Origin of the sequence: Micromonospora sp. DH13 (genome assembly GCF_020873825.1) — a bacterium.
Taxonomy (GTDB): domain Bacteria; phylum Actinomycetota; class Actinomycetes; order Mycobacteriales; family Micromonosporaceae; genus Micromonospora; species Micromonospora haikouensis.
The window spans coordinates 92,617-115,414 of sequence record NZ_JAHWGR010000014.1 but is presented as its reverse complement, the minus strand read 5'-3'; the positions used below and the strand labels follow the sequence as shown (position 1 = coordinate 115,414).

Genomic DNA, 22,798 nt, shown 5'->3' with positions numbered 1-22,798 from the left:
CCGGCCGCGCCCGGCGACCGGTGGCCGGCCGCCGGCTCACGGCTCGGTGATCCGGCCCTCGTCGTCGAGGCGGGCGCCGCTCTTCGGGAAGTCCAGCCGGCTCAGCTCCCGGACCAGGCCGAGGCCCCGGTCGTCCGGGTCCATGGTCGGCTTGCCGATCGAGTTCATGTACGTCGAGGTGAACGAGCCGCCGGCGAAGCTGCCGTCCGGCTTCAGCGACACCTTGAGCACGCCGCCCCAGCCGAGCCGGCCGTTGTTGCTCAGCGAGTTGCCGCCGCCGGCGAAGTTGCCGAGGCTGTAGGCGATCAGCCGGCCCTCGTAGAACTCCATGCCGCGCAGCACGTGCGGGCCGTGGCCGACGACCAGGTCCGCCCCCGCGTCGACCATGGCGTGGGAGAACTTGATCGGGTCGCCCCGGTTCTCGCCGAGGAACATCTCGGTGCCCGGGCGCACCCGGGTCTTGTCCGCGCCCTCGCCGCCCATGTGCACCTGCACGACGACGAGGTCGGCCATGGTGGCCGCCTTCTTGATCACCGCGCTGGCGGCGTCGATGTCGACCAGGCTGTTGGACCAGACGTACGACGAGAAGCCCGCGACGGCGATCTTGACGCCCTCGACCTCGACCACGGTGATCTGGTCGGGCGCCCCGGTGTGCGCCAGGTCGTACTTCTCCAGCGCGGCCTGGGTGTTGCGGTAGCCCTTGGGGCCGTAGTCGTAGCCGTGGTTGTTCGCCTGGTTGAGCAGCTCGAACCCGCCGTCGCGCAGGTGCGCGGCGTACTCCGGCGGGGCGCGGAACTGGAAGCAGCGGGTCGAGTTGGCCCCGCACTTGCCGGTGCCGGTGTCGACGGTGAGCGGCTCCTCCAGGTTGCCCATCACCAGGTCGGCCGCGAGCGCTTTCTGCACCGAGTCGAAGAAACCCTTGCCGCCGTTCGGCGGGAGCCGGTTCGGCGCGTTGCCCATGATGATGTCGCCGGTGGCCGAGAGCGACACGCTCTCGACCTTGCCCTCAGGGGTGTCGCCGGAGGGGGCCGGGGAGGCGGTGCCGGTCGCGCCGGCCCGGGTGCCGGGCTGCCAGGTGGGCGCGTCGGTCGTCTCGGCGCAGCCGGCGGCGAGCAGCGTGCCGAGCAGCACGCCGAGGGCGAGCGCGGCGCGGCGGCGCGGGCGGGCGGCACCGGCGCGGGGCAGGCGGGGACGGGGGCCGGGGCGGGCGGGAGAATACATCGCCCGCGACGCTACCGGGCGGGATACGCGGTGACGATGGCCGATCGGCCGAAAAATCAGGCCGTGCGCCGTTCGGACCAGGGGACCACGGTCCCGGCCCCGCCGACGAGCACGGCGGCGTGCACCGCGCGGGCCAGCGGGGCGCCCCACGCGGATCGGGGCCCGCCGTAGGCGGACGGCTCCCCGTCGGCTGGGCAGAGCACGGTGACGGCGTCGGTGGGGGTGCCGGTGGCCACGAGCCCCAGCTCCCGGATCGCCTGCGCCTTCGCCTCGGTCGCGGTCGCCACCGCGTTGACCAGGGCCGCGTCGCCGAGCCGGGCGGGCACCTCGACCACGATGTTGACCGTGCCGACTCGGTGGGCGGGCGCGGCGCACCGGGCCGGGGCGGGCGCGGGCGTGCCGACGGCGGGGTCGGGCGCGGCGGCCTGGACGGGGGTGCCAAGCCCGACGGTCGCCCAGACCCGCACCCCGGAGTCGGCGCGGGCGACCACCTCGGCGACGTCGACACCGGTCAGGAGGCCGACGCCGGGCCCGTCGAGGCCGAGCTGGTCGGCCAGTTCGGCCAGGTGGTCGGCCGGGTCGTCCCGGTGGTACGACATGGGCACGGTCGCGTTGACCACCCAGTGCCGTACGCCGATCCCACCGCCGAGTGGCGCGGAGCTGACGGTCAGTAACGGCCGGTCGGCGCGCCACACGAGCAGCGGGACGTCCCGGCCGTCCTCGTGGCGGCTGGTCAGGGTCGGCTCGGTCAGCACGCCGCCGACCCTACGTCCCGGGCGCGGCGAGGGGGACCAGGGGTTTCCCAGGGGTGCGGCTCTGATTACCGCTCACGTGCGCCTAGACTGGCCTCGCGCGAGGGATCAGCGGACGGCGGCCCGGCCGAGAAGACGGCACGCGCAGGCGGAGGTGCGCGATGGACGAGGTACTGGCTCGCAGCGGGATCTTCCAGGGAGTCGACCCGGAGGCTGCCGAGGCGCTCGCCAAGGAGATGGAGACGATCGAGGTCCGCAAGGGCGAGGTCGTGTTCAACGAGGGCGAGCCCGGCGACAGTCTCTACATCCTGCTGTCCGGCAAGATCAAGGTCGGTCGCCGGGCGGCGGACGGCCGGCAGAACCTGATCGCCGTGATGGGCCCGTCGGACATGGTCGGCGAGCTGTCGCTGTTCGACCCCGGCCCCCGCACGGCGACGGCCACCGCCGTGACCGACACCCGGCTCGTGCGCCTGCGCAAGCAGGCCCTGCGCCCGTGGCTCAACAACCGGCCCGAGATCGCCGAGCAGCTGCTGCGGGTGCTGGCCCGCAGGCTGCGCCGGACGAACGACTCGCTGGCCGACCTGATCTTCACCGACGTGCCGGGGCGGGTCGCGAAGAACCTGCTGCAGATGGCCGGGCGGTTCGGCACCCGCGACGGCGGCGTGCTGCGGGTGACCCACGACCTGACCCAGGAGGAGATCGCCCAGCTCGTCGGCGCCTCCCGGGAGACCGTCAACAAGGCGCTCGCCGACTTCGCCTCGCGCGGCTGGCTGCGGCTCGACGGCAAGAGCATCATCATCCTCGACCCGGAGCGCCTGGCCCGCCGCGCCCGCGTCTGAGTCATCCCCCGTCCGCCCCGGCGGGCGTTCTGCCCGGCGGAGAATCCCTGGACGGGCCGGCGGGCCGGGGCGCACCGTGACGGGATGCTGGAACGGGTCGCTGTCCTCTCCGACGTCCACGGCGCGCTGCCCCCGCTGGAGGCGGTCCTGGCCGAGCCGGACGTGGCCGCCGCCGACCTGATCGTGCTCACCGGCGACATCGCCGCCGGCCCGCAGCCCGTCGAGGTGCTGGACCTGCTTGCCGGGCTCGGCGACCGGGTCCGCTGGGTGGGCGGCAACGCCGACCGGGAACTGGTCGAGGCGCGGGCCGGGCGGCCGTCCCCGATCGAGGTGTCGAACTGGGCCGCGGGGCAGCTCCGCGACGACCAGGTCGCCCGGCTGGCGGCGCTTCCGACGGCGGTGACCCTATCGGTCGCGGGGCTGGGCGAGGTGCTGTTCTGCCACGCCACGCCCCGCGACGACGAGGAGGTCGTCCTCGTGGACTCCCGGCTGTCCCGCTGGGCCGAGGTCCTCGCCGACGTGCCGGCCGACGTCCGGACCGTGGTCTGCGGGCACACCCACATGCCGTTCGCCCGGCTGGTCGACCGGCGCCTGGTGGTCAACGCGGGCAGCGTCGGCATGCCGTACGGCGGGCCGGGGGCGGACTGGGCGCTGCTCGGGCCGGGGGTGCAGCTGCGGCGCACCGCGTTCGACGTCGACGCGGCGTGCGCGCGGGTGGCGGCGGAGTCCGGCTTCCCCGACGCGGCCGGCTGGGCCGACGAGTACCTGCGTTCCCGGCACAGCGACGCCGAGGCGCTGGCCGTCTTCGGCCCCCGCGACGGCCGCTGACCCGACCCCGCGGCTGTCGCTGACCCGCCCCTGTGGCTGTCGCTGACCCGACCCCGCCACGGCGCCCCGCCGGTCCCGCCCGGGACGGCATCCGCGCGGCACACTAGGGAGCTGAGTCGTCTACGACATCGCCCGGCGCCCGATCGGTGAGTCGTCTGCGACATCAGCTCCCTAGCGGGCGCGGACGACATCAGCCTCCCAGCGGGCGCGGATCACATCAGCCCTCTTGCGGGCGCTGACCACATCAGCCACGCGCGCACCCCCGACCAGCGGGCCCATCCGACGCACAAAAAAGTCAGGCTTGACTGTTTGTTTTGGCGGCGGCACGCTGACCGGGTGACCGCCACACCGACCCGCGTCCCGCAGCAGGAGCGCAGCCGCGCCACCCGGGCCCGGCTGCTGGAGGCGACCGTCGAGTGCCTCGTCGAGCACGGCTGGTCCGGCACGACCACCACGGTCGTCGCGACCCGGGCCGGGGTGTCCCGGGGTGCGCAGCTGCACCACTACCCCACGAAGGCCGCCCTGGTCACCGCCGCCGTCGCGCACCTGGCCCAGCGCCGGGCCGACGAGCTGCGCACCGAGGCCGAGGCGCTGCCCGCCGGGCCGCAACGGCTCGACCGGGTGATCGACCTGCTCGGCGCGGCGTTCACCGGCCCGCTCTTCGTGGCCGCTCTCGAACTCTGGGTCGCCGCCCGCACCGACGCCGAGCTGCGCACCGCCCTGGTCCCCCTCGAACGGCAGGTCGGCCGGGAGATGCACCGGCTGACCGTGGCCCTGCTCGGCGTCGACGAGCGTCGCCCCGGCGTCCGCGAGGCCGTGCAGGCCACCCTCGACCTGCTGCGCGGGCTCGGGGTGGCCAACCTGCTCAACGACGACTCGGCCCGCCGCGCCGCCCTGCTCACCACCTGGAAGCGCCAGCTCGCCACCCTGCTCACCCCCTGACCGGCCCGCCTGACCGGCCCGCCCGACCGGCCCCCTGGAGGCACGATGGTCGACCGCACGGAACTGCGCACGGACCTGGCCGACGAGTCCGCGCAGCTGGACGCCCTGGTCGCCGCCCTGCCCCCGAGCGACTGGGCGCGGCCCACCCCGGCCCCCGGCTGGACGGTCGCCCACCAGATCGCCCACCTGGCCTGGACCGACCACGTCGCCCTGCTCGCGGCCACCGACCCCGACGCGTTCGTCGCCTCGGTGACCTCCGCCCCCGACCCGGCCCGCCTGGTCGACGCCGGCGCGGAGGAGTTCCTGGCCCCGCCGGCCGAGCTGCTGGCGCGCTGGCGGGCGGGCCGATCCGCGCTCGCCGACGCGCTCGCCGATGTCCCGACCGGTGAGCAACTGCCCTGGTACGGCACCCGCATGTCGGCCGCCTCCATGACCACCGCCCGGCTCATGGAGACCTGGGCGCACGGCGAGGACGTGGCCGACGCGCTGGGCGTCACCCGCGCCCCGACCGCCCGGCTCCGGCACGTCGTACACCTCGGTTTCCGTACCCTCGGGCACGGGTTCGCGGCCCACGGCCGCGCGGTCCCGACGGCGCCGGTGCGGGTGGAGGTCACCGCGCCCGGCGGCGGCGTCTGGGCCCACGGCCCGGCGGACGCCGCCGACCGGGTCACCGGCCCGGCCCTGGACCTCTGCCTGCTGGTCACCCAGCGCCGGCACCGCGCCGACCTCGACCTGGTGGCCACCGGCCCGGTCGCCGACGCGTGGCTCGACGTGGCGCAGGCGTTCGCCGGCCCGCCCGGGCCCGGCCGCGGGCCGGCGGGCGCCCGGACCGGGGCGGCACGGCCCGGAACGACCGGCCCGGGGGCGGCCCGACGCGGGGTGGCCGCGTGAGCGCGCCGCTGCGGGTCGGCAACGCGTCCGGCTTCTACGGCGACCGGGCCACCGCGTGGCGGGAGATGCTCGACGGTGGCGAGCTGGACGTGCTGACCGGCGACTACCTGGCCGAGCTGACCATGCTGATCCTCGGCCGGGACCGGCTGCGCGACCCCGCCCTGGGCTATGCGAAGACGTTCCTGCGTCAGCTCGAGGGGTGCCTCGGCACGGCGCTGGAACGCGGGGTGCGGATCGTGACCAACGCCGGCGGGTTGAATCCGGCCGGGTTGGCCGCCGCGATCGGGTCGCTCGCCGACCGGCTCGGCCTCACCGCCCGCATCGGGTACGTCGAGGGCGACGCCCTGCCCCGCCCCGACGCGCTGACCGCGAACGCGTACCTGGGCGCCTTCGGGATCGCCGCGTGCCTCGACGCCGGGGCGGACGTCGTGGTGACCGGCCGGGTCACCGACGCCTCCCTGGCGGTCGGGCCGGCCATCGCCCGGTACGGCTGGGGGCGCGGCGACCTCGACGCGCTGGCCGGGGCGACCGTGGCCGGGCACCTCATCGAGTGCGGGGCGCAGGTCACCGGCGGCAACTTCAGCTTCTTCACCGAGCTGCCCGACGGCGGGCACCGCCCCGGCTTCCCGATCGTCGAGATCCACCCGGACGGCTCCTCGGTCGTCACGAAGCACCCGGGCACGGGCGGCGCGGTCACCCCGGAGACGGTCACCGCCCAGCTGCTGTACGAGGTGGGCGGCCCCGACTACCTGGGCCCGGACGTGGTGACCCGGCTGGACACGGTCGAGCTGACCGCCGACGGGCCGGACCGGGTGCGCGTCACCGGGGTCCGGGGCACGCCCCCGCCGCCCACCCTCAAGGTGGGGGTGAACAACCTCGGCGGGTTCCGCAACTCGATGACGTTCGTCCTGTGCGGGCTGGACATCCCGGCAAAGGCGGCCCTGGTCCGGGGCCAACTGGAGGCGGCGGTCGGCCCGGTGGGGCTGGAGTTCGTGCTGGCCCGCACCGACCACCCGGACGCGAGCGACACGGAGGCGGCGAGCGCGCTGCTGCACGTACACCTGCGGGACGGCGACAAGGCGCGGGCCGGGCGGGCATTCTCGGCCGCCGCCGTCGAGCTGGCGCTGGCCTCCTACCCGGGCTGCACGCTGACCACGCTGCCCGGCGACGCCACCCCGTACGGGGTGTTCACCGCCGACGCCGTGCCGCAGGAGGCGGTGGAGCACGTGGCCGTCCTGCCGTCGGGCGAGCGGGTGCCGATCGCTCCCCCGCCGGTGACGTGTTTGCAGGGGCCCCCTGTACAACAGAATGCGTTAACAGGGGGCCCTTCCTTGCACCCGCAGCGCACGCGGCGGGGGGCGCTGGGCGAGGTGGTGGGGGCGCGCTCCGGCGACAAGGGCGGCGACGCGAACCTGGGCGTCTGGGCGCGTACCGACGCGACCTGGGCGTGGCTGCGCGGCTGGCTGACGGTCGAGCGGCTGGCCGAGCTGCTGCCGGAGACCGCCCCGCTGACCGTCGAGCGGCACGAGCTGCCGAACCTGCGCGCGGTGAACTTCGTGATCCGGGGGCTGCTCGGGCAGGGCGTGGCCGCGTCGACCCGGTTCGACCCGCAGGCGAAGGCGCTGGGCGAGCTGCTGCGCTCCCGTGTCGTCGACCTGCCGACGGAGGAGACGGGGCTGTGACCACACTGGACAGTTCGCTCGACCCGGCCGCGCCGGCCTTCCGGGCCAACCGGGAGGCCCTGCTGGAGCGGCTCGCCGAGCTGGACGCGGCCCTCGATCAGGCTCGCGCGGGCGGCGGGGCGAAGTACGTGGCCCGGCACCACCAGCGCGGCAAGCTGCTGCCCCGGGAGCGGATCGAGCTGCTGCTCGACCCGGACAGCCCGTTCCTGGAGCTGTCGCCGGTCGCCGCGTACGGGACGGACTTTCCCGTGGGGGCCAGCGTGGTCACCGGGATCGGCGTCGTCGAGGGCGTGGAGTGCCTGGTCGTCGCCAACGACCCGACGGTACGCGGCGGCGCGGTCAACCCGTGGTCGCTCGCGAAGACCCGGCGGGCCGGGGAGATCGCCCTGGCCAACCGGCTGCCGATGGTCAACCTGGTGGAGAGCGCCGGGGCGGACCTGCCCACCCAGGCGGAGATCTTCATCCCGGGCGGGCGGGTGTTCCGCGACCTGACCCGGCTCTCGGCCGAGGGCATCCCCACGGTCAGCGTGGTGTTCGGCAACGCCACGGCCGGCGGCGCGTACGTGCCCGGGATGTCCGACCACGTGATCATGATCCGGGACCGGTCGCAGGTCTACCTGGCCGGGCCGCCGCTGGTGAAGATGGCGACGGGCGAGGTCACCGACGACGAGTCCCTCGGCGGCGCGGCCATGCACGCCACCAGGTCGGGCCTGGCCGACTTTCTCGCGGAGGACGAGCGGGACGGCATCCGGCTGGCCCGGCAGTGCGTCCGCCGGCTCAACCGGCGCAAGCAGGGCCCGCCGCCGCGCACCGCGTTCCCCGCCCCGCCGAAGTACGACCCGGAGGAGCTGCTCGGCGTCGTCAGCGCCGACCTGAAGGTGCCGTTCGACCCACGCGAGGTCCTGGCCCGGGTGCTCGACGGCAGCGAGTTCGACGAGTTCAAACCCGCGTACGGGACGGCGCTGGTCACGGGGTGGGGCGAGCTGCACGGCTCCCCGGTCGGGGTGCTCGCCAACGCCCGGGGCGTGCTGTTCAGCGAGGAGGCGCAGAAGGCGGCCCAGTTCATCCAGCTCGCCAACGCGGCCGACACCCCGCTGGTCTTCCTGCAGAACACCACCGGCTACATGGTCGGCACGGAGTACGAGCAGCGGGGCATCATCAAGCACGGCGCGCTGATGATCAACGCCGTGTCGAACTCGAAGGTGCCGCACCTGACGGTCAACCTGGGCGCGTCGTACGGGGCCGGCAACTACGGCATGTGCGGGCGGGCGTACGAGCCCCGGTTCCTGTTCACCTGGCCGAACGCGAAGTCGGCGGTGATGGGGCCGGCGCAGTTGGCCGGCGTGCTGTCGATCGTGGCCCGGCAGGCCGCCGCCGCCCGGGGGCAGGAGTTCGACGAGGACTCCGACGCCGCCATGCGGATGATGGTCGAGCAGCAGATCGAGTCGCAGTCGGGGGCGCTGTTCCTCTCGGGCCGGCTCTACGACGACGGGGTGATCGACCCCCGGGACACGCGTACCGTCCTCGGGCTCTGCCTGTCGGCGATCCACAGTGGACCGGTCAAGGGTGCCGACGGCTTCGGCGTCTTCCGGATGTAGGGGGCTGCTTTCATGATCACCCGTCTGCTGGTCGCGAACCGGGGCGAGATCGCCCGGCGCGTCCTCGCCACCTGCCGGGCGCTCGGCGTCGCCACGGTCGCCGTGCACTCCGACGCCGACGCCGACGCGCCGTTCGTCGCCGAGGCAGACCTGGCCGTACGCCTGCCGGGGAACGCGCCCGCCGAGACGTACCTGCGGGTCGACCTCATCCTGGACGCGGCCCGCCGCACCGGCGCGGACGCCGTGCACCCCGGCTACGGCTTCCTCGCCGAGAACGCCGAGTTCGCGGCGGCGGTGACCGACGCGGGCCTGACCTGGGTGGGCCCGCCCGCGAAGGCGATCGCCGCGATGGGCGACAAGGTCGCGGCGAAGGCGCTGCTGGCCGACGCGGGCGTGCCGATGCTGCCCACCTGGACCGATCCCGACGAGATCACCGACTTCCCGGTGCTGGTCAAGGCGTCCGCCGGGGGCGGCGGGCGCGGCATGCGCATCGTCGCCGACCCGGCCGGGCTCGCCGAGGCCGTCGCTTCGGCGCGGCGGGAGGCGGCGGCGGCGTTCGGCGACGGCACGGTCTTCGTCGAGCGGTACGTCGAGCGGGGCCGACACGTCGAGGTGCAGGTCTTCGGCGACACCCACGGGACGGTCATGGCGCTGGGCGAGCGGGACTGCTCGATCCAGCGCCGGCACCAGAAGATCGTCGAGGAGGCCCCGGCGGTCCTGCCGGACGGGGTGCGGCAGCGGCTGCACGAGGCGGCCGTCGCCGCCGCCCGCGCGGTCGGGTACGTCGGCGCGGGCACGGTCGAGTTCCTGCTCGCCCCGGACGGGCGGTTCTTCTTCCTGGAGATGAACACCCGCCTCCAGGTGGAGCACCCGGTCACCGAGGCCGTCACCGGGCTGGACCTGGTGCGCCTGCAACTACTGGTCGCCGAGGGCGGGCACCTGCCGCTGGCGGCGGCCCCGCCGCCCGACGGCCACGCCATCGAGGTACGCCTGTGCGCCGAGGACCCGGCGCACGACTACCGGCCGGCGACGGGCGTCCTGCACCGGTTCGCGGTGCCGCAGGTGGCGGGCGAGTTCGCCCCGACGAAGGGGCTGCGCCTCGACTCGGGGGTGGCGGACGGCTCGACGGTCGGCGTGCACTACGACTCGATGCTGGCGAAGCTGGTCGCCTGGGCGCCGACCCGGGCGGAGGCGACCCGGCTGCTGGCCGGCGCGCTGGCCCGCGCCGAGTTGCACGGGGTGACCACCAACCGGGACCTGCTGGTCCGGGTGCTGCGCAGCCCCGCGTTCGCCGCGGCCGAGGTGGACACGGGCTTCCTCGACCGGCACCCCGACGTGTTCGCCCCGCTGCTGCCCGCCGACGAGCTGCCGCTGGCCGCCCTCGCCGCCGCGCTCGCCTCGGCCGCCGCTCGCCGGGCAACTGCGACGGTGCTCGCCGGGCTCCCCTCCGGCTGGCGCAACGTGCCATCGTTCCCGCAGGTGACCCGGTACGCGGGGCCGGACGGCGACGGGGTCGAGGTCCGCTACCGACTGGACCGCACCGGCGTACTCACCGACTGCGCGCTGTCGGCCGGCGACTCGGCTCCGCCCGTCGAGGGCTCAGGGCCGCCCGCCGCCCGCCCTCTCCCGCCCAGCGTGGTGCTGGTCGCCGCCGCCCCGGACCGGGTGGTCCTCGACGTCGACGGCGTGCGGCGCGCGTACTCCGTACACCGGGTGGGGTCGCAGGTCTTCGTGGACGGCCCGGACGGGGCGGCGAGCCTCACGGAGCTGCCGCGCTTCCCGCTGCCCACGGCGGAGCTGGCGGCCGGGTCGCTGCTCGCGCCGCTGCCCGGCGCGGTGGCCCGGGTGCACGTCGAGGTCGGTCAGCGGGTCGCCGCCGGTGACCTGCTGCTGACCCTGGAGGCGATGAAGCTCGAACACCCCGTGCTCGCCCCCGCCGACGGCGTGGTCGCCGAGCTGCCGGTGCCGGCCGGCGGCCAGGTCGACACCGGCGCCGTGCTGGCCGTCGTCACCACCCCCGAGGAGACAGCGTCATGAACTTCGACCTCACCGACGAGCAGGAGCAGCTCCGCGACGCCGTCCGGGCGCTGGGCCGAAAATACGGTCACGGCTACTTCGTGGAGAAGGCGAAGTCCGGCGGGCACACCACCGAGCTGTGGGAGGAGGCCGCCCGGCTCGGCTACCTCGGCGTCAACATCCCCACCGGGTACGGCGGCGGGGGCGGCGGCATCACCGAGCTGGCCATCGTCTGCGAGGAGCTGGCCGCCGCCGGCTGCCCGCTGCTGCTGCTCGTGGTCTCCCCCGCCATCGTCGCCACGATCGTCACGAGGCACGGCACCGAGGAGCAGCGCCAACGTTTCCTGCCCGCCATGGCCGACGGCACGCTGAAGGTGGTCTTCGCGATCACCGAGCCGGAGGCCGGGTCGAACTTCCACCGGCTCGGCACGGTGGCCCGCCGCGACGGCGACGACTGGCTGCTGACCGGCCGCAAGTGTTACATCTCGGGCGTCGACGAGGCACAGTACGTGCTGGTGGTGGCCCGCACCGAGGACGCGGCGACCGGCAAGCTCAAGCCGGCCCTGTTCCTCGTGCCGACCGACGCCCCCGGGCTGACCCGGTCGAAGCTGGACATGGAGATCGTCTCCCCGGAGAACCAGTTCATGCTCTACCTCGACGACGTGCGGCTGCCCGCCGACGCCCTGGTCGGCGGCTCGCTCGACGCCGGCCTGCCCGCCCTGTTCGCCGGGCTCAACCCGGAGCGCATCACGGTCGCCGCGATGGGCGTCGGCACCGGCCGGTACGCGATCGAGCGCGCCAGCGAGTACACGGCCACCCGCAAGGTGTGGGGCGGCCGGAGCATCGGCACCCACCAGGGCGTGTCGCACCCGCTCGCGCACGCGGCCGTGCAGGTGGAACTGGCCCGCCTCATGATCTACAAGGCGGCCACCCTGTACGACGCGGGGCGCGACCTGGAGGCCGGCGTCTCCGGCAACATGGCCAAGTACGCCTCCGGCGAGGCCGCCGCGCTCGCGGTCGACACGGCGGTGCAGGCGCTGGGCGGCGCGGGCATGACCACGGAGTACGGCGTGGCGACGCTGCTGGGCGCGGCAAGGGCGGGGCGGATCGCCCCGGTGAGCCGGGAGATGATCCTCAACTTCGTAGCCCAGCACGTCCTCGGCCAAGACAAGTCCTACTGAATCGTGTGCCGCCGCCGGCCCACCGTCTCGTCCCGCCTCGGGCGGCGGGGCAAGAAATCGATAGATCGACAGGTATAGCATCGCTGGACATTGCCGGTCCGTTGCCGCCCACCGGTTGCCGGACCGGTCCTGCCCGCCTCGCCAGGAGACCCCGGAGGAACGATGCACCTAAGGTTCGCCCGTACGGCAGCAGCCGTCGTCCTCGCGCTCGGCGCCGCCGTCGCGCCGGCCACCGCCGCCAGCGCCCACCCCGACGGCGACTGGGTCAGCGTCTACCCGCCGATCCAGGACTCCTCGACCTGGGACCGCTTCGGGGAATCCGGCCCCGCCTCCCACCACATCGTCTTCGGCAACTGGGGCTACACCAACGACTGGGCGGTGGACATCTACCGCAACCCCGGCGGCACCATCGTCTCCCCCTTCGGCTCCAAGACCGCGTCCGGCCACCCGGTCGCCGTCACGGTCGTCACCGTCCGGCCGGGCTGCGCCACCGGCAACCTCGCCGACGGCGGTTACCGCATCGGGCTGGAGGCGCGGGACACCACCACCGGTCAGGTCCTCGCCCGCGCGGACGTCATGCACGTGAACAACAAGCCCGGCGGCATCGCCGTGGGCGCGACGGTGGGGCCGTGGACCAAGCTCGGCGAGACCGGCCGGTTCCGCTACTCCAGTTGCTACCAGGTCAACGGCGACAGCGGTGCCCACGTGCACCTTGAGGTGATCAACCAGCACCGGTACTCGTGCTACATCGCGCGCGGCGCGAACACCGGCCTGGGCGACGAGACCGTGATCGGCCGGGCCGGCGTCCACTACACGGGCCAGCGCCAGGCCTGCTGACCCCGGATCCCGCTGGCAATCTTGGTACGAAATGGCCCCTCTGGGGGCGCTTTCGTACCAAGATTCGGCTGCAGTCGGTGGCCTACGGCGTCGGCCAGGGCTGACGTCACCAGCCGCGGGTGTGCCACTCCTCCAGCGCCGGCCGCTCCGCGCCCAGCGTGGTGTCCCGGCCGTGGCCCGGGTAGACCCACGTGTCGTCCGACAGCCGGTCGAAGACCTTCGTCTTCACGTCGGTGAACAGCGTCTCGAAGTCGTCGGCGTTGCCGAAGGTGTTGCCGACTCCGCCGGGGAAGAGCGAGTCGCCGGTGAACAGGTGCGGGTGGCCGGCCGGATCGTCGTACAGCAGGGCGACGCCGCCGGGCGTGTGGCCCGTCAGCCGGATGACCTCAAGGGAGATCTCGCCGCAGCGGATGACGTCGCCGTCTTTTACGGGCACGTCGGTCGGGACCGTGATGCCGTCCACGTCGGGTGCGCCGGCGTAGGTGCGCGCCCCGGTCGCCGCCACGACGTCGGGCAGGCCGTGCTCCCAGTGGTCCCAGTGATTGTGGGTGGTCACCACCGCGTCGAGCCGCCCGCCGCAGAACTCCAACAGCCGTTCCGGCTCGTTCGCCGCGTCCACCATCAACTGCGCACCCGTTGCGCGGCAGCGCAGCAGGTAGCAGTTGTTGTCGCCCGGCCCGACCGAGATCTTGCTCAGGGTCAGCGCCGTCAGCTCGCGTACCCCGGGGGCTGATCCGTCGTATTCCGCCATGATCGGAATATAGTCCGGTCAGCCGGGCCAGGGGGGTGTCGTCCGGCGCGGTCAGCTCACCGGCACGGCGGCGTCGCGCAGGTTCCAGAAGTTCGAGCGGTACTGGTCGTGGATGGTCGCCGACTGGATCCGCAGCAGCGCCTCGTCGTTCTCGCGGAGCGCGGCGTTGGAGTAGTTGTGGCTGCCGGTCACCGCCCACTTGGTGTCCTTCTGTCCGTCGTACGTTCCCTCGATGAGCATGTACTTCGAGTGCACGATGTAGTCGCCGGTGATCTGGTACAGCTTGATCCGGTCGTGCCCGGAGAGGATGTTGCGCACATCGGTGTCGGTCTCGGTGTAGACGACCTCCACCCAGCACTTCTGGTCGGCCAACTCGCGCAGCTTCGTGGCGATCGGGTTGCGGCTGAAGTGCCACATGCCGATGCGGATGATCGTGCGGCCGGTCTCGGTGCCCGTCGAGGTGTTGCCCTCGCAGGTGACGTTCTCGTTGAGCATGTTGTAGATCGTGTCGGTGTCCTGGGTGGTGCCGGCGCGGGGGAAGAAGTAGGACTTCGCGGTGCCGCTGGACGTGGTCCGGTAGTAGTCGTTGTTCTTCACCTGCGCGGCGAGGTCGCCGTGGTAGGTGACGTAGGAGTTGTAGACGGCGGTGTTGCCGACGATCGTGACCGCGTTGTTCCAGTACCGCTCGGCGTTGTCGTTGGTCAGGTTGGCCGAGCTCTGCACGAGGACGTTCGTCGACCCGAGGGTGTCGGAGAACAGGAAGAACTTGTTGTGCATGATCGGCGTGTTCAGGTTGCCGATGCAGGCCCGGTCGGTGGTGCAGACGGTCACCCAGGAGGCGGCGGCCCGGTTCGTCCCGAGCTTGGCGATCAGGCCCGTCACCGCCGGGTAGGAGCGGGACTGGCTGTCGACCACGACCCGCACGTTCACCCCCCGGTCGTACGCGGCCGACAGGTCGTTCGACACCCGGGTGAGCGTGAAGTGGTACATCGCCACCCGGATCGTGGACCCGGAGGCGGCACCCTGGATCAGCCGCTGCACGTGCTCGACGATGGCGTACTGCTGACCGGCCACCGTCGGGTTGTTGAAGACCGCGCCGGAGGTCACGGCCGCGACCGCCGGCGTGGTCGGGGCCAGGAGCGCGGCGGCGGCGAGGCTACCCGTGACGATCAGCCCGACGGTACGACGTAGAAGCATGAGAACTCCTCGGTGGCAGGGCGGCCGACTCCCCGGCCGTCGCGAACCGGAGCGCCCAGTATGCCTACGCTGCGCACATTCTCCGCAACTCCTCGCGACCACTTTCGACGCTGGCGACGGGCACACCCGCACCCGCGCTCCCCGCCGAGGCGTGACGCAGCGCAACCAACTCACCCGACGCCACCACCCCGGCGAACCCCTTTGCTCTGCACCCACATACGCAACGAATCACGCAGCGCAACCCACTGCCGGGCCCTCCTGCCTTCTCGCTCTCGCCTATTCCCAGCTGGGGCAGGTGTTGCGGATAGGGGTGCAGAGCAAAGGGGACGCGAGACGTCTCACGAGGTCGAAGGAACGTGACGAAGAGTCAGATCAACCGCCCCTAGGAGACGGACCGCACAGCCATCACTCTCCGTGATCCGCGCTCGGCGCCTCCAGGGGTCCGCAGTGGCGTCGCCCCGGCCGGCATACTGGGGGCGTGCGGGGAGACCGCGAGTTCGCGCAGGCGGTGGAACGGCTGTACGCCGCCTTCGCCCACCGCCCGACATGACCGCCTGCGAGCACTGTGTCGACCCGGCCGAGGTTGCGCTCTTCGCGCGTACGCCCCTGCGGGAGCTGACGCCGGACCAACTCGGCACGTACCTGATGAACCCGGGAACCTGGGGGGACGGGACGGAGCTACCGCACCTGGTGCCCCGCCTGCTGGAGGCGTACGCCACCGGGGCGATGGAGCACTGGCTCTGGCCGGACGCCGTGACGCGCCGGGTCGGCGGGCAGTGGCTGGCCTGGCCGGCCGAGGAACGGGACGCCGTCGAGCACTTCGCCCGCGTCTGGTGGCGGCTGACCCTCGCCGTGTTCCCGTCCGTCACGCCCGCCTGGGACCTGCTGACGGCGGTCGCGGAGCTGGGGGTCGACGTCGGGCCCTACCTGGCCGGGTTCGCGGACGGACCGGGCGAGGGCCCGGCCCGGCACCTGGCCGAGGTCATCGGAAGCTGGTCGTCCGGTGGTTCCCTGCCCGACGGCGCGGAGGAGTCGATGCGACGTTGGCTGGCCGGGCCGACGCCGGTCGACGTGCTGTGGACAGCCGTGGGCACCTCGGCCAGCCCGGAGGTCGTCGCCGAACTGACCGACGCCGCCGAGCACGCCTACCTGCTCCGGGGAAGCCAGGTCAGCCGGTGACCCGGCAGGCGGCGTCGATGCGGTGCACCGGGCGGACCCGCCGCCCCAGTGCCTCCAGCAGCGAGTCCTCCACGTGGAAGTCGCGCACCCGCAGCCGGTGCCGGGGCAGCTCCCCCTCGCTCGGGCAGAGCACCTGCGCCTTCACCTGGTCGATCGGCACGTACCGGACGCCGCCGTGCTCCTGGAGCAACACCATGCTCACGTCGTCCACGACCACGACGTGGCCGCGCACGTCCTCCGTCGTGTCGGGCGCGGTCTGCACGGTGGTGACCGTCAGCGGCAGCACCGGCGTGCTGATCACCGGCAGCGCCGCCCAGACCAGCATGGCCAGCACGGCGGCCTGGGTGATCGAGGCCAGCGGCCGGATCACCGCGCCGGGTAGCGGGCCGGCGATGGCGAGCGCGAGCACCGGCGGCACGACGAAGAGCGCCACGACCAGCGGTTCGCCCTGCTGCCAGGCGTCGAGCAGGGTCGGTGCGAGCAGGAACAGCCAGCCGCCGAGCAGGGCCGCGACGATCAGCACCCGCGCCGCGGCCAGCTCGTGCAGGCGCTCGGGGCGGAGCTGGAACGCGGCGGCGAACGCGGGCAGCAGCAGCGGCAGGTAGAGGATCTGCCAGGTGGTCAGGGCGAGCAGGAAGCTGGTCAACACGAACCAGGTCGGGGTCAGCTCCGCCCAGCGGGCGAAGAGCGGGCGGCGGTGGCCGGGCAGCCGGTCGACGCTGACGCCGAGCACCGCGCCGAGGGCGAACACCGCGACCAGCCCGGTGGCGAGCAGCCGGGCGGCCGTGGTGAGGAACCCGGCGAGCAGGTTGACCGGCCCGACGTTGGCGACCAGCAGCAGGGTGGTCTGGAGTTCGCCGCCGGCCTCCACGCCGAGCCGCAGCACCGAGAAGACGGCGGGCACGGCCACCACGACCGCCCAGAACGACTGGCTGGCGCGGGCCCGACGCTCGGCAGCGCCGGAGCCCGGTGCGTGCACGTCGTCGCCTCCGGTGGCCACCGGCGCGGTCATGAGGGGCGGACCTTGTCGTCGAAGTCGACCAGCTCCGGGACGTCCAGCGTCGGCGGCTGGGTCTTCGGCTGCCGCAGCCACGGCCCAAGGGTCCGGTGGTAGGCGGTCAGCCAGGGACTGCTCTGCCCGCTGCGCCCCTGCTGGTAGCTCTTGTCGAGGAAGAACGCGACGAGGTCGCGCAGCGCCGGGTCGCTGATCGGCACCCCGACGCCGATCTGCTCGCTGGTGCCGAAGGGCATGTCGACGACCGTGAAGTCCTTCGGGTGCCGGGAGAGGAACCCGGCGAGGATGGTCTCGTCGGAGCTGACCGCGTCGTACCGCCCAGCGAGGATGCCCTCGACGCAGTCACCGACCTCCTTGACCACGAACACCCGGATCTGGTGCCTGCCCAGCTCGGCCTCCGTGGTCGAGCCGCCGCTGGTGCAGACCTTGTAGCGGGGGTCGCGCAGGTCCTCGATGGTGCGGATGCTGTCCCGGAGCCGGTTGGGGACCATCGCCTCCTGGGTCGTCACCAGGTACGGGCCGGCAAAGCTGACCAGCTTCGCGCGCTCCTCGGTCATCGAGAAGGTGGAGACCACCAGGTCGACCGACCCGCCCTGGAGGGCGGGGATGCGGTCCTCGGTGGACACCGGCACCCATTCGATCCGGTGGTCGCCCGCGTAGCCGAGCTGGGCGGCGATGTACCGGGCGATCTCGATGTCGAAGCCGGCGTAGGTGCCGTCGCGCAGCTCGCCCATCAGCGGGCCGACGGTGGAGACGCCGATCCTGATCGTCGGCTGGCCGTAGATGTGCGTCTCGCGCAGCTTGTCGTTGACGGACGGGATCCGGGGCTCCTGCCGGCTGTCGCAGCCGGCGGCGGCCGCGAGCAGCAGGGTCAGCGCGACTGCCAGGGTGGTGGCGACGGAGCGGACCCGGGACCGGGTGAGGAACTGGTTCATCGGCGACCTCGCTGACCCGTGCAACTGCGGGACACCGACAGTAGCCAAAGGGATCCATTACCGTGGTCACCCGTCCGACGGGCCCGGGGGCACGGCGGGCGCCCGATCGCCCGCCGTGCCCCCGGGTGTCCTCAGCGGACGGTCAGCGTGCCGACCGCCGGCAGCGGGGCGACCACCGGGGGCAGCCGCTTCGGCTCGCCCCGGGCCGGCGCGACCCGCCGGGCCAGGTCGTCCTTGGTCACGGTGACCCGGTCGCCGGCCGCACCGGCGGCCGGCTCGGCGAAGGGCTGGACGTCGCCGACGCAGACCTTGCCCTTGGCCGGCAGCGTCCCCTTGATCAGGTACGCCTCGATGGCGCCGGTCGCGCACGCCGAGGTGCCGTACGCGGTGTGGCCCCAGTTGTCGCTGCTGAGCAGGCGGCTGTTCGGCAGCAGCGCCGCCGAGGTGACCGCGCCCTGGTAGTTGGTCGCCGGGTCCCAGTAGTTGCCGACCACCAGCACCGGCGCGCTGGTGCGCTTGTCGAATGACCCCGTGTAGGCGTCGGAGTCGCGCACCGTCCACGTGTTGCGGGCGCACGGCGAGGTGGCCCAGGCCCAGAGCCGGCCGAAGTAGGGCGCCCGCGCGTCCTCCTTCGCGGCCAGCGCCGGCCACGAGCCGGCGTCCTTCGGGTGGTACGCGTCGGTGCAGTCCACCCCGAGGAAGGTCTCCAGGCTGTTGTTGTAGGGGAAGTCGTACCCGCGGCGGGCCTGCTGGGTCGCGGCGGTGGCGGCGCGGTGGGCGAGCGCCGTGCGGGCCTGGGCGCGGCGGGCCGCCGTGGCCGTCGCCGGCTCGGTGAGCACCAGCAGGTCGGCGGTGATGCCGACGATGTCCGAGTAGCCGTACGGCGAGTAGAGCCCGCTGAGCATCGCGCCGACGTAGTCGGCGTAGCTGACCGGGTACGTCTCCCCGGTGTCCGGGTCCTCGATCACCAGCGGCTTCTTGCGCAGCCGCTTCGCCACGGTCTCGACGGCGGCGACGGGGTCACCGGCGGCGAGCGGGCAGGCCGGCGGGCCGGCGGAGGCGCAGCGCTTCAGGATCTCCCGCAGCGCCGCGTACGCGCCGTCGGCGCTGGCCAGCCGGGTCTCCTGGAGCTGGTTGCGGGCCTTGCCCTGCCCCACCCACGCGTTCGGGTTGAGCACGCCGTCGACGACGACGGCCCGGACCCGGTCGGGGAACATGTTGGCGTAGTACTGCCCGAGGGCGGTGCCGTAGCTGAAGCCGAGGTAGCTCAGCTTCTGGTCGCCGACGGCCCGGCGCAGCACCTCCATGTCCCGGGCGACCTCGGCCGTCGACATGGCACCGGTGAGCGGCTTGCCGGTGCTGGAGCACGCCTTGCCGATCGCCTTCGACGAGGCGACGTACGCCTGCTCCTCGGCCTTCGTCCACGGGAAGGCCACGTTCAGCCCGGCGTACGCCTTGGTCTGCTCCTTGACCGACGGGAAGCACCTGACGTTCTCGCTGGCGGCGACGCCGCGCGGGTCGACGCCGACGATGTCGAACCGGTCGAGCAGGTCGTCGCCGAGGAAGTACGGCGCGGCGAGCGCCAGGTCGGTGCCGGAGCCGCCGGGGCCGCCCGGGTTGACGAAGAGGCTGCCGATCCGGTTCTTCTGGTCGCGCGCCTTGACCCGCAGCACGGCCACCTCGGTGGTGGCGCCCTTCGGCTTGTCGTAGTCGAGCGGGAGCTGCACGGTGGCGCACTCGGCGGTGCCGTAGCAGGCGTACCAGTCGAGCTTCGGCGTCGGCACGCTGTCGACGCGCCTGGCCTCGACGGGGTCGGTCCGGTCCGAGGTGGCCGGACGACCGAAGCCGGCGGTGGTCGGTGCCGCGCCGGCCGGCGCGATGGCCGTTCCGGCGAGGACGATCCCCGCGATTCCTGCTGCGGCGAGAGACCGGGTTGTGCGTGGCATTCGGCTGCCTTCCGGTGGGGAACGGGACGTGTCGGGGCATCCCCGACCCCGTCACTCTAGGGACCGAGGCCAACGAACACCGCCCGCAAAATGCCTAGTAAAGGGTCATTTCCCCGACTGATGTAACGAATTTCGCCACTTCGACGCTTCCCCTCATCCATCCACTGGGGAGCGAGCGCCGTCGGGACGGGTGGGCGTCGGCAGCTCGGACGGGCCAGCGGGGCGGGCGGCCCCCGCAGGGCCGGTGACCGGGGGGCGGCGGTTGACAGGACGGCCGGCTCCGCCATCCTTGACGGGTGACCCGAATCCCTCGGCCCGACGTGCCCGTCGTGGCGGTGGCCGCGTCGCTGGCGGCGGTCGCCCTGCTGGTGGCGCTGGTCTGGTGGCAGCCGCGCAGCATCGTGGCGGTGGTGCTCGCCCTGCTCTGCGTCCTGCTCGTGATGATCGCCGGGGTGTCGGTGACGGAGGGGCGGCACCGCCGCGAGGAGGCCCGCGAACGCGGGGGCGACGAACCGGCGCAGTGGTCGGGGCAGCCCGTGGCCCGGCTCAGCGACGTCGACGCCGACACCCTGGAGGCGCTGGACAGCCGCGACCTGCGGGCCATGCGGGAACGCCGCCAGGGCGCGAGCGGGTTCAGCGACCGGTGAGGGTGGGCTCGTACAACCCGTCGACGCCGCGCCCGGCCAGGCACCGGAACGTCCGGTCCGGGCCGTCCGCCGCCGGCGGCAGCACCTCCAGCCGCCAACCGCTGGTGTACGCGATCCCGCTGGTCAGCCGGAACGTCACGGGGCTGCACACCTGGCGCACCTGCGGGTCGGCGGCCACCTCGTCGTGCGCGGCATCGGTCAGGGCGGCGGGCAGCTCGCCCTCGGCGTAGGCCTCCCACGTGTGCCGGCCGTCGCAGGGCAGCCGGGGCGCGTCCGCCCGGGTGCCGCGCACCCGCATCGGCCCGTAGCACTGCAGCTCGGCGACGCACCGCGCGCCCGCCGGCAGCTCGGCCGGGCCCGCCGCCCCGGGGCCGCAGCCCGGCAGGGCCCCCCACCTGCTGGCGGTCGTCGTGCCGCCCACCGTGACGACGGGGGTGGGCGTCGGTGTGGCCGGCGCGCTGCCGGCGACCCAGGCCCCGGCGCTCGCCGAGGCGGCCAGCGCGAGTGCCCCGGCACCGCCGAGGAACCAGCGCCGCCGCCACCGACGGCCGGACGTCACCGGCTCGGTGGGATGGTCGTGCCCCACCGAAGGACGCGGGGCGGCGCGGCCCGGCTGGCCGGTGCCGTAGAGGCCGCCGGTGACGCCGGGCTGGCTGGTGCCGTAGAGGCCCCCGGACGTGGACGGGCTACCGGTGGTGGTGCCCGTCGGGCCGCCGGACGTGGGGCCCCCGGAGACCGGGGCGCCGCTGACGGGCGCGCTGACCGGGTCCAGCGGCAGGGCGGCGAGCAGGCCGCGCAGCTCGATGGCGGACGGGCGGGCCCCCGGGTCGTTGGACATGCCGGCCCGCAGCACGTCGATCAGCTCCTCGGGCACCCCGGGCAGCCCGGGGATCGGCTGGTGGAACATCTCCAGCACGGTGACGAGGCTGGGGCTGCGCTCGGACTGCCAGCGGGGCGGCCGGCCGAACATGACGGCATAGAGGGTGGCGCAGAGCGAGTAGACGTCGACGGCCGGCGACGGCGGGCTGTGGTTGAACATCTCCGGCGGCGCGTAGGCCGGGGTGAGCACCTCCAGGGTCACCGTCGGGTCGCGCACCTCGGCCAGCACCGCGAGCCCGAAGTCGGCCAGCACCGCCGGGTTGAAGTGGGAGTGCAGGATGTTCGCCGGCTTGACGTCGCGGTGCAGGACGCCGTTGGCGTGCGAGTGGGCCAGCGCGTCGGCGATCTTGACGCCGAGGTCGCGGGTCTCCGCCGGGCCCAGGGGCGAGGTGCGCATCCGTTCGGCGTACGACCCGTCGCACAGCTCCATGATCAGGTAGGGGTGCCGGTCGACGGTGACGCCGACGTCGAAGAGGTCCACCACGTGCGGGTGGGACGACATCCTCCCGGCGGCCCGCGCCTCGCGCAGGAACCGGGCCTGGTCCCGCTCGTTGTCCAGGGTGCGGTTCTCGACCTTGACCGCGACCTCCCGCCCGACGGAGATCTGGGTGGCCCGGTAGACGGTGGCGTACCCTCCCCGGGCAAATACCTCCAGATCGGTCAGACCAGGCACGATGGGCAGCCGCAGGGCGCCGGGCGGGGTGTCGGTCACTGCTCGAAAATACCTAACCGGTCCGGTGACTCAGCGGTCCGCGCCCGCAGACCGGGAGGCGCCGTCCGCCGACGCGGCTGTCGGACGCCCGCTGTCCGCCGCCGCCGGCACCTGCCGCCCGGGCTCCGCCGCGTCCGATACGCCCGACTCGGCACCGGCCTCGGCGCCCGCCGACCCGCCCGACTCGGTAGCCGCCGCACGGCGGGCGTCCAGGTGCAGCGCCACGGCGGTGGCGACCGCGCCCAGGCCCTCCCAGAGCGCCACCATGAAGAACCGCCCCGGCGCGACGTCGGCGAGCACCACGATGGTGAAGACGGTGAACGTGACCAGCCGGAAGACGACCGTGAACCGGTAGAAGGCCCGCCACTCGGTGACCGTGGCCAGCAGGTAGTAGACCCCCATGTTGAACGACGCCATCGCCGACGCCGTCAGGAACGTGCCGGTGTAGTCCCCGGCGGCCCGGCTCTGCGGCACCTCGAAGCCGAGCATGCGCAGCTGCGCCTCCGGCCAGAGCAACCCGAGCGCGCCCATCAGCAGCGCCAGGACGCCGAAGACCGCGATCGTCCAGCCGGCACTGGAGCGGGGCAGCCTCATCACGCCTCCCGGGGACGGGCACGGCGGCCCCACAGTGGACCGCCTCATGGGATGCCACCGTAGTCGCTACCGCCGACACCCGCATCGGCGGAACCGACAGAGTCGCCCCGCCACGCCCCGCCGCTCGCCCGTGAGAAGGGGGCCCTTCTCTACCGT

Annotated in this window: 19 protein-coding genes and 1 pseudogene; 11 read left to right on the top strand and 9 right to left on the bottom strand. The window is 73.7% G+C overall.

The window, feature by feature from the left end; translation table 11 throughout:
• Positions 1 to 36: 36 nt before the first annotated feature.
• The gene (locus LPA42_RS16140; RefSeq protein ID WP_228986658.1) at positions 37 to 1,221 is read right to left on the bottom strand and encodes a CapA family protein; all 1,185 of its coding nucleotides are present in this window, start codon (positions 1,219 to 1,221) and stop codon (positions 37 to 39) included.
• Between the two features lie 56 nt (positions 1,222 to 1,277).
• On the bottom strand, positions 1,278 to 1,976 hold the full coding sequence (locus tag LPA42_RS16135; protein ID WP_228986657.1) for an adenosylcobinamide amidohydrolase: 699 nt from the start codon (positions 1,974 to 1,976) through the stop codon (positions 1,278 to 1,280).
• A gap of 158 nt (positions 1,977 to 2,134) precedes the next feature.
• Between LPA42_RS16135 and LPA42_RS16130 the strand changes: the two genes are divergently transcribed.
• The 9 genes from LPA42_RS16130 to LPA42_RS16090 all read left to right on the top strand — a co-directional run bounded on the left by LPA42_RS16130 (position 2,135) and on the right by LPA42_RS16090 (position 12,787).
• Positions 2,135 to 2,812 (top strand): Crp/Fnr family transcriptional regulator, encoded by a 678-nt coding sequence (locus LPA42_RS16130; protein WP_007073398.1) that lies wholly within the window; start codon positions 2,135 to 2,137, stop codon positions 2,810 to 2,812.
• A gap of 84 nt (positions 2,813 to 2,896) precedes the next feature.
• Positions 2,897 to 3,640, top strand: a complete 744-nt coding sequence (locus LPA42_RS16125) for a metallophosphoesterase (protein WP_077938002.1) — start codon at positions 2,897 to 2,899, stop codon at positions 3,638 to 3,640.
• A gap of 336 nt (positions 3,641 to 3,976) precedes the next feature.
• Complete coding sequence (locus LPA42_RS16120) at positions 3,977 to 4,582, top strand: TetR/AcrR family transcriptional regulator (protein WP_077938001.1); 606 nt, start codon at positions 3,977 to 3,979, stop codon at positions 4,580 to 4,582.
• Between the two features lie 45 nt (positions 4,583 to 4,627).
• The gene (locus LPA42_RS16115; protein ID WP_228986656.1) at positions 4,628 to 5,473 is read left to right on the top strand and encodes a TIGR03084 family metal-binding protein; all 846 of its coding nucleotides are present in this window, start codon (positions 4,628 to 4,630) and stop codon (positions 5,471 to 5,473) included.
• Complete coding sequence (locus LPA42_RS16110; RefSeq protein ID WP_077938000.1) at positions 5,470 to 7,155, top strand: acyclic terpene utilization AtuA family protein; 1,686 nt, start codon at positions 5,470 to 5,472, stop codon at positions 7,153 to 7,155. The genes LPA42_RS16115 and LPA42_RS16110 overlap by 4 nt, the downstream gene beginning before the upstream one ends.
• Positions 7,152 to 8,753: an acyl-CoA carboxylase subunit beta gene (locus LPA42_RS16105; RefSeq protein ID WP_077937998.1), complete on the top strand. Its 1,602-nt coding sequence runs from the start codon at positions 7,152 to 7,154 to the stop codon at positions 8,751 to 8,753. Before LPA42_RS16110 ends, LPA42_RS16105 begins: the two co-directional genes overlap by 4 nt.
• A 12-nt stretch (positions 8,754 to 8,765) precedes the next feature.
• Entirely contained in the window at positions 8,766 to 10,790 is a 2,025-nt protein-coding gene (locus LPA42_RS16100; protein ID WP_077937997.1) for a biotin carboxylase N-terminal domain-containing protein, read from the top strand.
• On the top strand, positions 10,787 to 11,950 hold the full coding sequence (locus LPA42_RS16095) for an acyl-CoA dehydrogenase family protein (protein WP_077937996.1): 1,164 nt from the start codon (positions 10,787 to 10,789) through the stop codon (positions 11,948 to 11,950). Before LPA42_RS16100 ends, LPA42_RS16095 begins: the two co-directional genes overlap by 4 nt.
• A gap of 162 nt (positions 11,951 to 12,112) precedes the next feature.
• On the top strand, positions 12,113 to 12,787 hold the full coding sequence (locus LPA42_RS16090) for a hypothetical protein (RefSeq protein WP_198956594.1): 675 nt from the start codon (positions 12,113 to 12,115) through the stop codon (positions 12,785 to 12,787).
• Positions 12,788 to 12,893: 106 nt separating this feature from the next.
• On the opposite strand, the gene LPA42_RS16085 is transcribed toward LPA42_RS16090, so the two are convergent.
• Both LPA42_RS16085 and LPA42_RS16080 read right to left on the bottom strand, forming a co-directional pair.
• Positions 12,894 to 13,538 (bottom strand): MBL fold metallo-hydrolase, encoded by a 645-nt coding sequence (locus LPA42_RS16085; protein WP_077937995.1) that lies wholly within the window; start codon positions 13,536 to 13,538, stop codon positions 12,894 to 12,896.
• Positions 13,539 to 13,589: 51 nt separating this feature from the next.
• Entirely contained in the window at positions 13,590 to 14,735 is a 1,146-nt protein-coding gene (locus LPA42_RS16080; RefSeq protein WP_077937994.1) for a phosphatidylserine/phosphatidylglycerophosphate/cardiolipin synthase family protein, read from the bottom strand.
• A gap of 546 nt (positions 14,736 to 15,281) precedes the next feature.
• Here LPA42_RS16080 and LPA42_RS16075 point away from each other — a divergent pair.
• The gene (locus LPA42_RS16075) at positions 15,282 to 15,914 is read left to right on the top strand and encodes a hypothetical protein (protein ID WP_077937993.1); all 633 of its coding nucleotides are present in this window, start codon (positions 15,282 to 15,284) and stop codon (positions 15,912 to 15,914) included.
• Here LPA42_RS16075 and LPA42_RS16070 read toward each other — a convergent pair.
• The 3 genes from LPA42_RS16070 to LPA42_RS16060 all read right to left on the bottom strand — a co-directional run bounded on the left by LPA42_RS16070 (position 15,904) and on the right by LPA42_RS16060 (position 19,810).
• Positions 15,904 to 16,926, bottom strand: a complete 1,023-nt coding sequence (locus LPA42_RS16070; RefSeq protein WP_043964944.1) for a hypothetical protein — start codon at positions 16,924 to 16,926, stop codon at positions 15,904 to 15,906. The genes LPA42_RS16075 and LPA42_RS16070 overlap by 11 nt on opposite strands.
• Positions 16,923 to 17,864, bottom strand: a complete 942-nt coding sequence (locus LPA42_RS16065) for a transporter substrate-binding domain-containing protein (RefSeq protein ID WP_043964943.1) — start codon at positions 17,862 to 17,864, stop codon at positions 16,923 to 16,925. Before LPA42_RS16065 ends, LPA42_RS16070 begins: the two co-directional genes overlap by 4 nt.
• A gap of 131 nt (positions 17,865 to 17,995) precedes the next feature.
• Positions 17,996 to 19,810, bottom strand: coding sequence for an alpha/beta hydrolase (locus tag LPA42_RS16060; RefSeq protein WP_077937992.1), 1,815 nt, complete (start codon positions 19,808 to 19,810; stop codon positions 17,996 to 17,998).
• Positions 19,811 to 20,106: 296 nt separating this feature from the next.
• Between LPA42_RS16060 and LPA42_RS16055 the strand changes: the two genes are divergently transcribed.
• A complete protein-coding gene (locus LPA42_RS16055; RefSeq protein WP_141722195.1) occupies positions 20,107 to 20,457 on the top strand; it encodes a hypothetical protein in 351 nt (116 codons plus the stop codon).
• Here the strand turns inward: LPA42_RS16055 and LPA42_RS16050 are convergent.
• Both LPA42_RS16050 and LPA42_RS16045 read right to left on the bottom strand, forming a co-directional pair.
• On the bottom strand, positions 20,444 to 22,048 hold the full coding sequence (locus tag LPA42_RS16050; RefSeq protein WP_077937990.1) for a serine/threonine-protein kinase: 1,605 nt from the start codon (positions 22,046 to 22,048) through the stop codon (positions 20,444 to 20,446). The genes LPA42_RS16055 and LPA42_RS16050 overlap by 14 nt on opposite strands.
• 222 nt (positions 22,049 to 22,270) lie before the next feature.
• Positions 22,271 to 22,642: pseudogene (locus LPA42_RS16045) on the bottom strand (hypothetical protein); the annotation flags it as partial.
• Positions 22,643 to 22,798 lie beyond the last annotated feature (156 nt).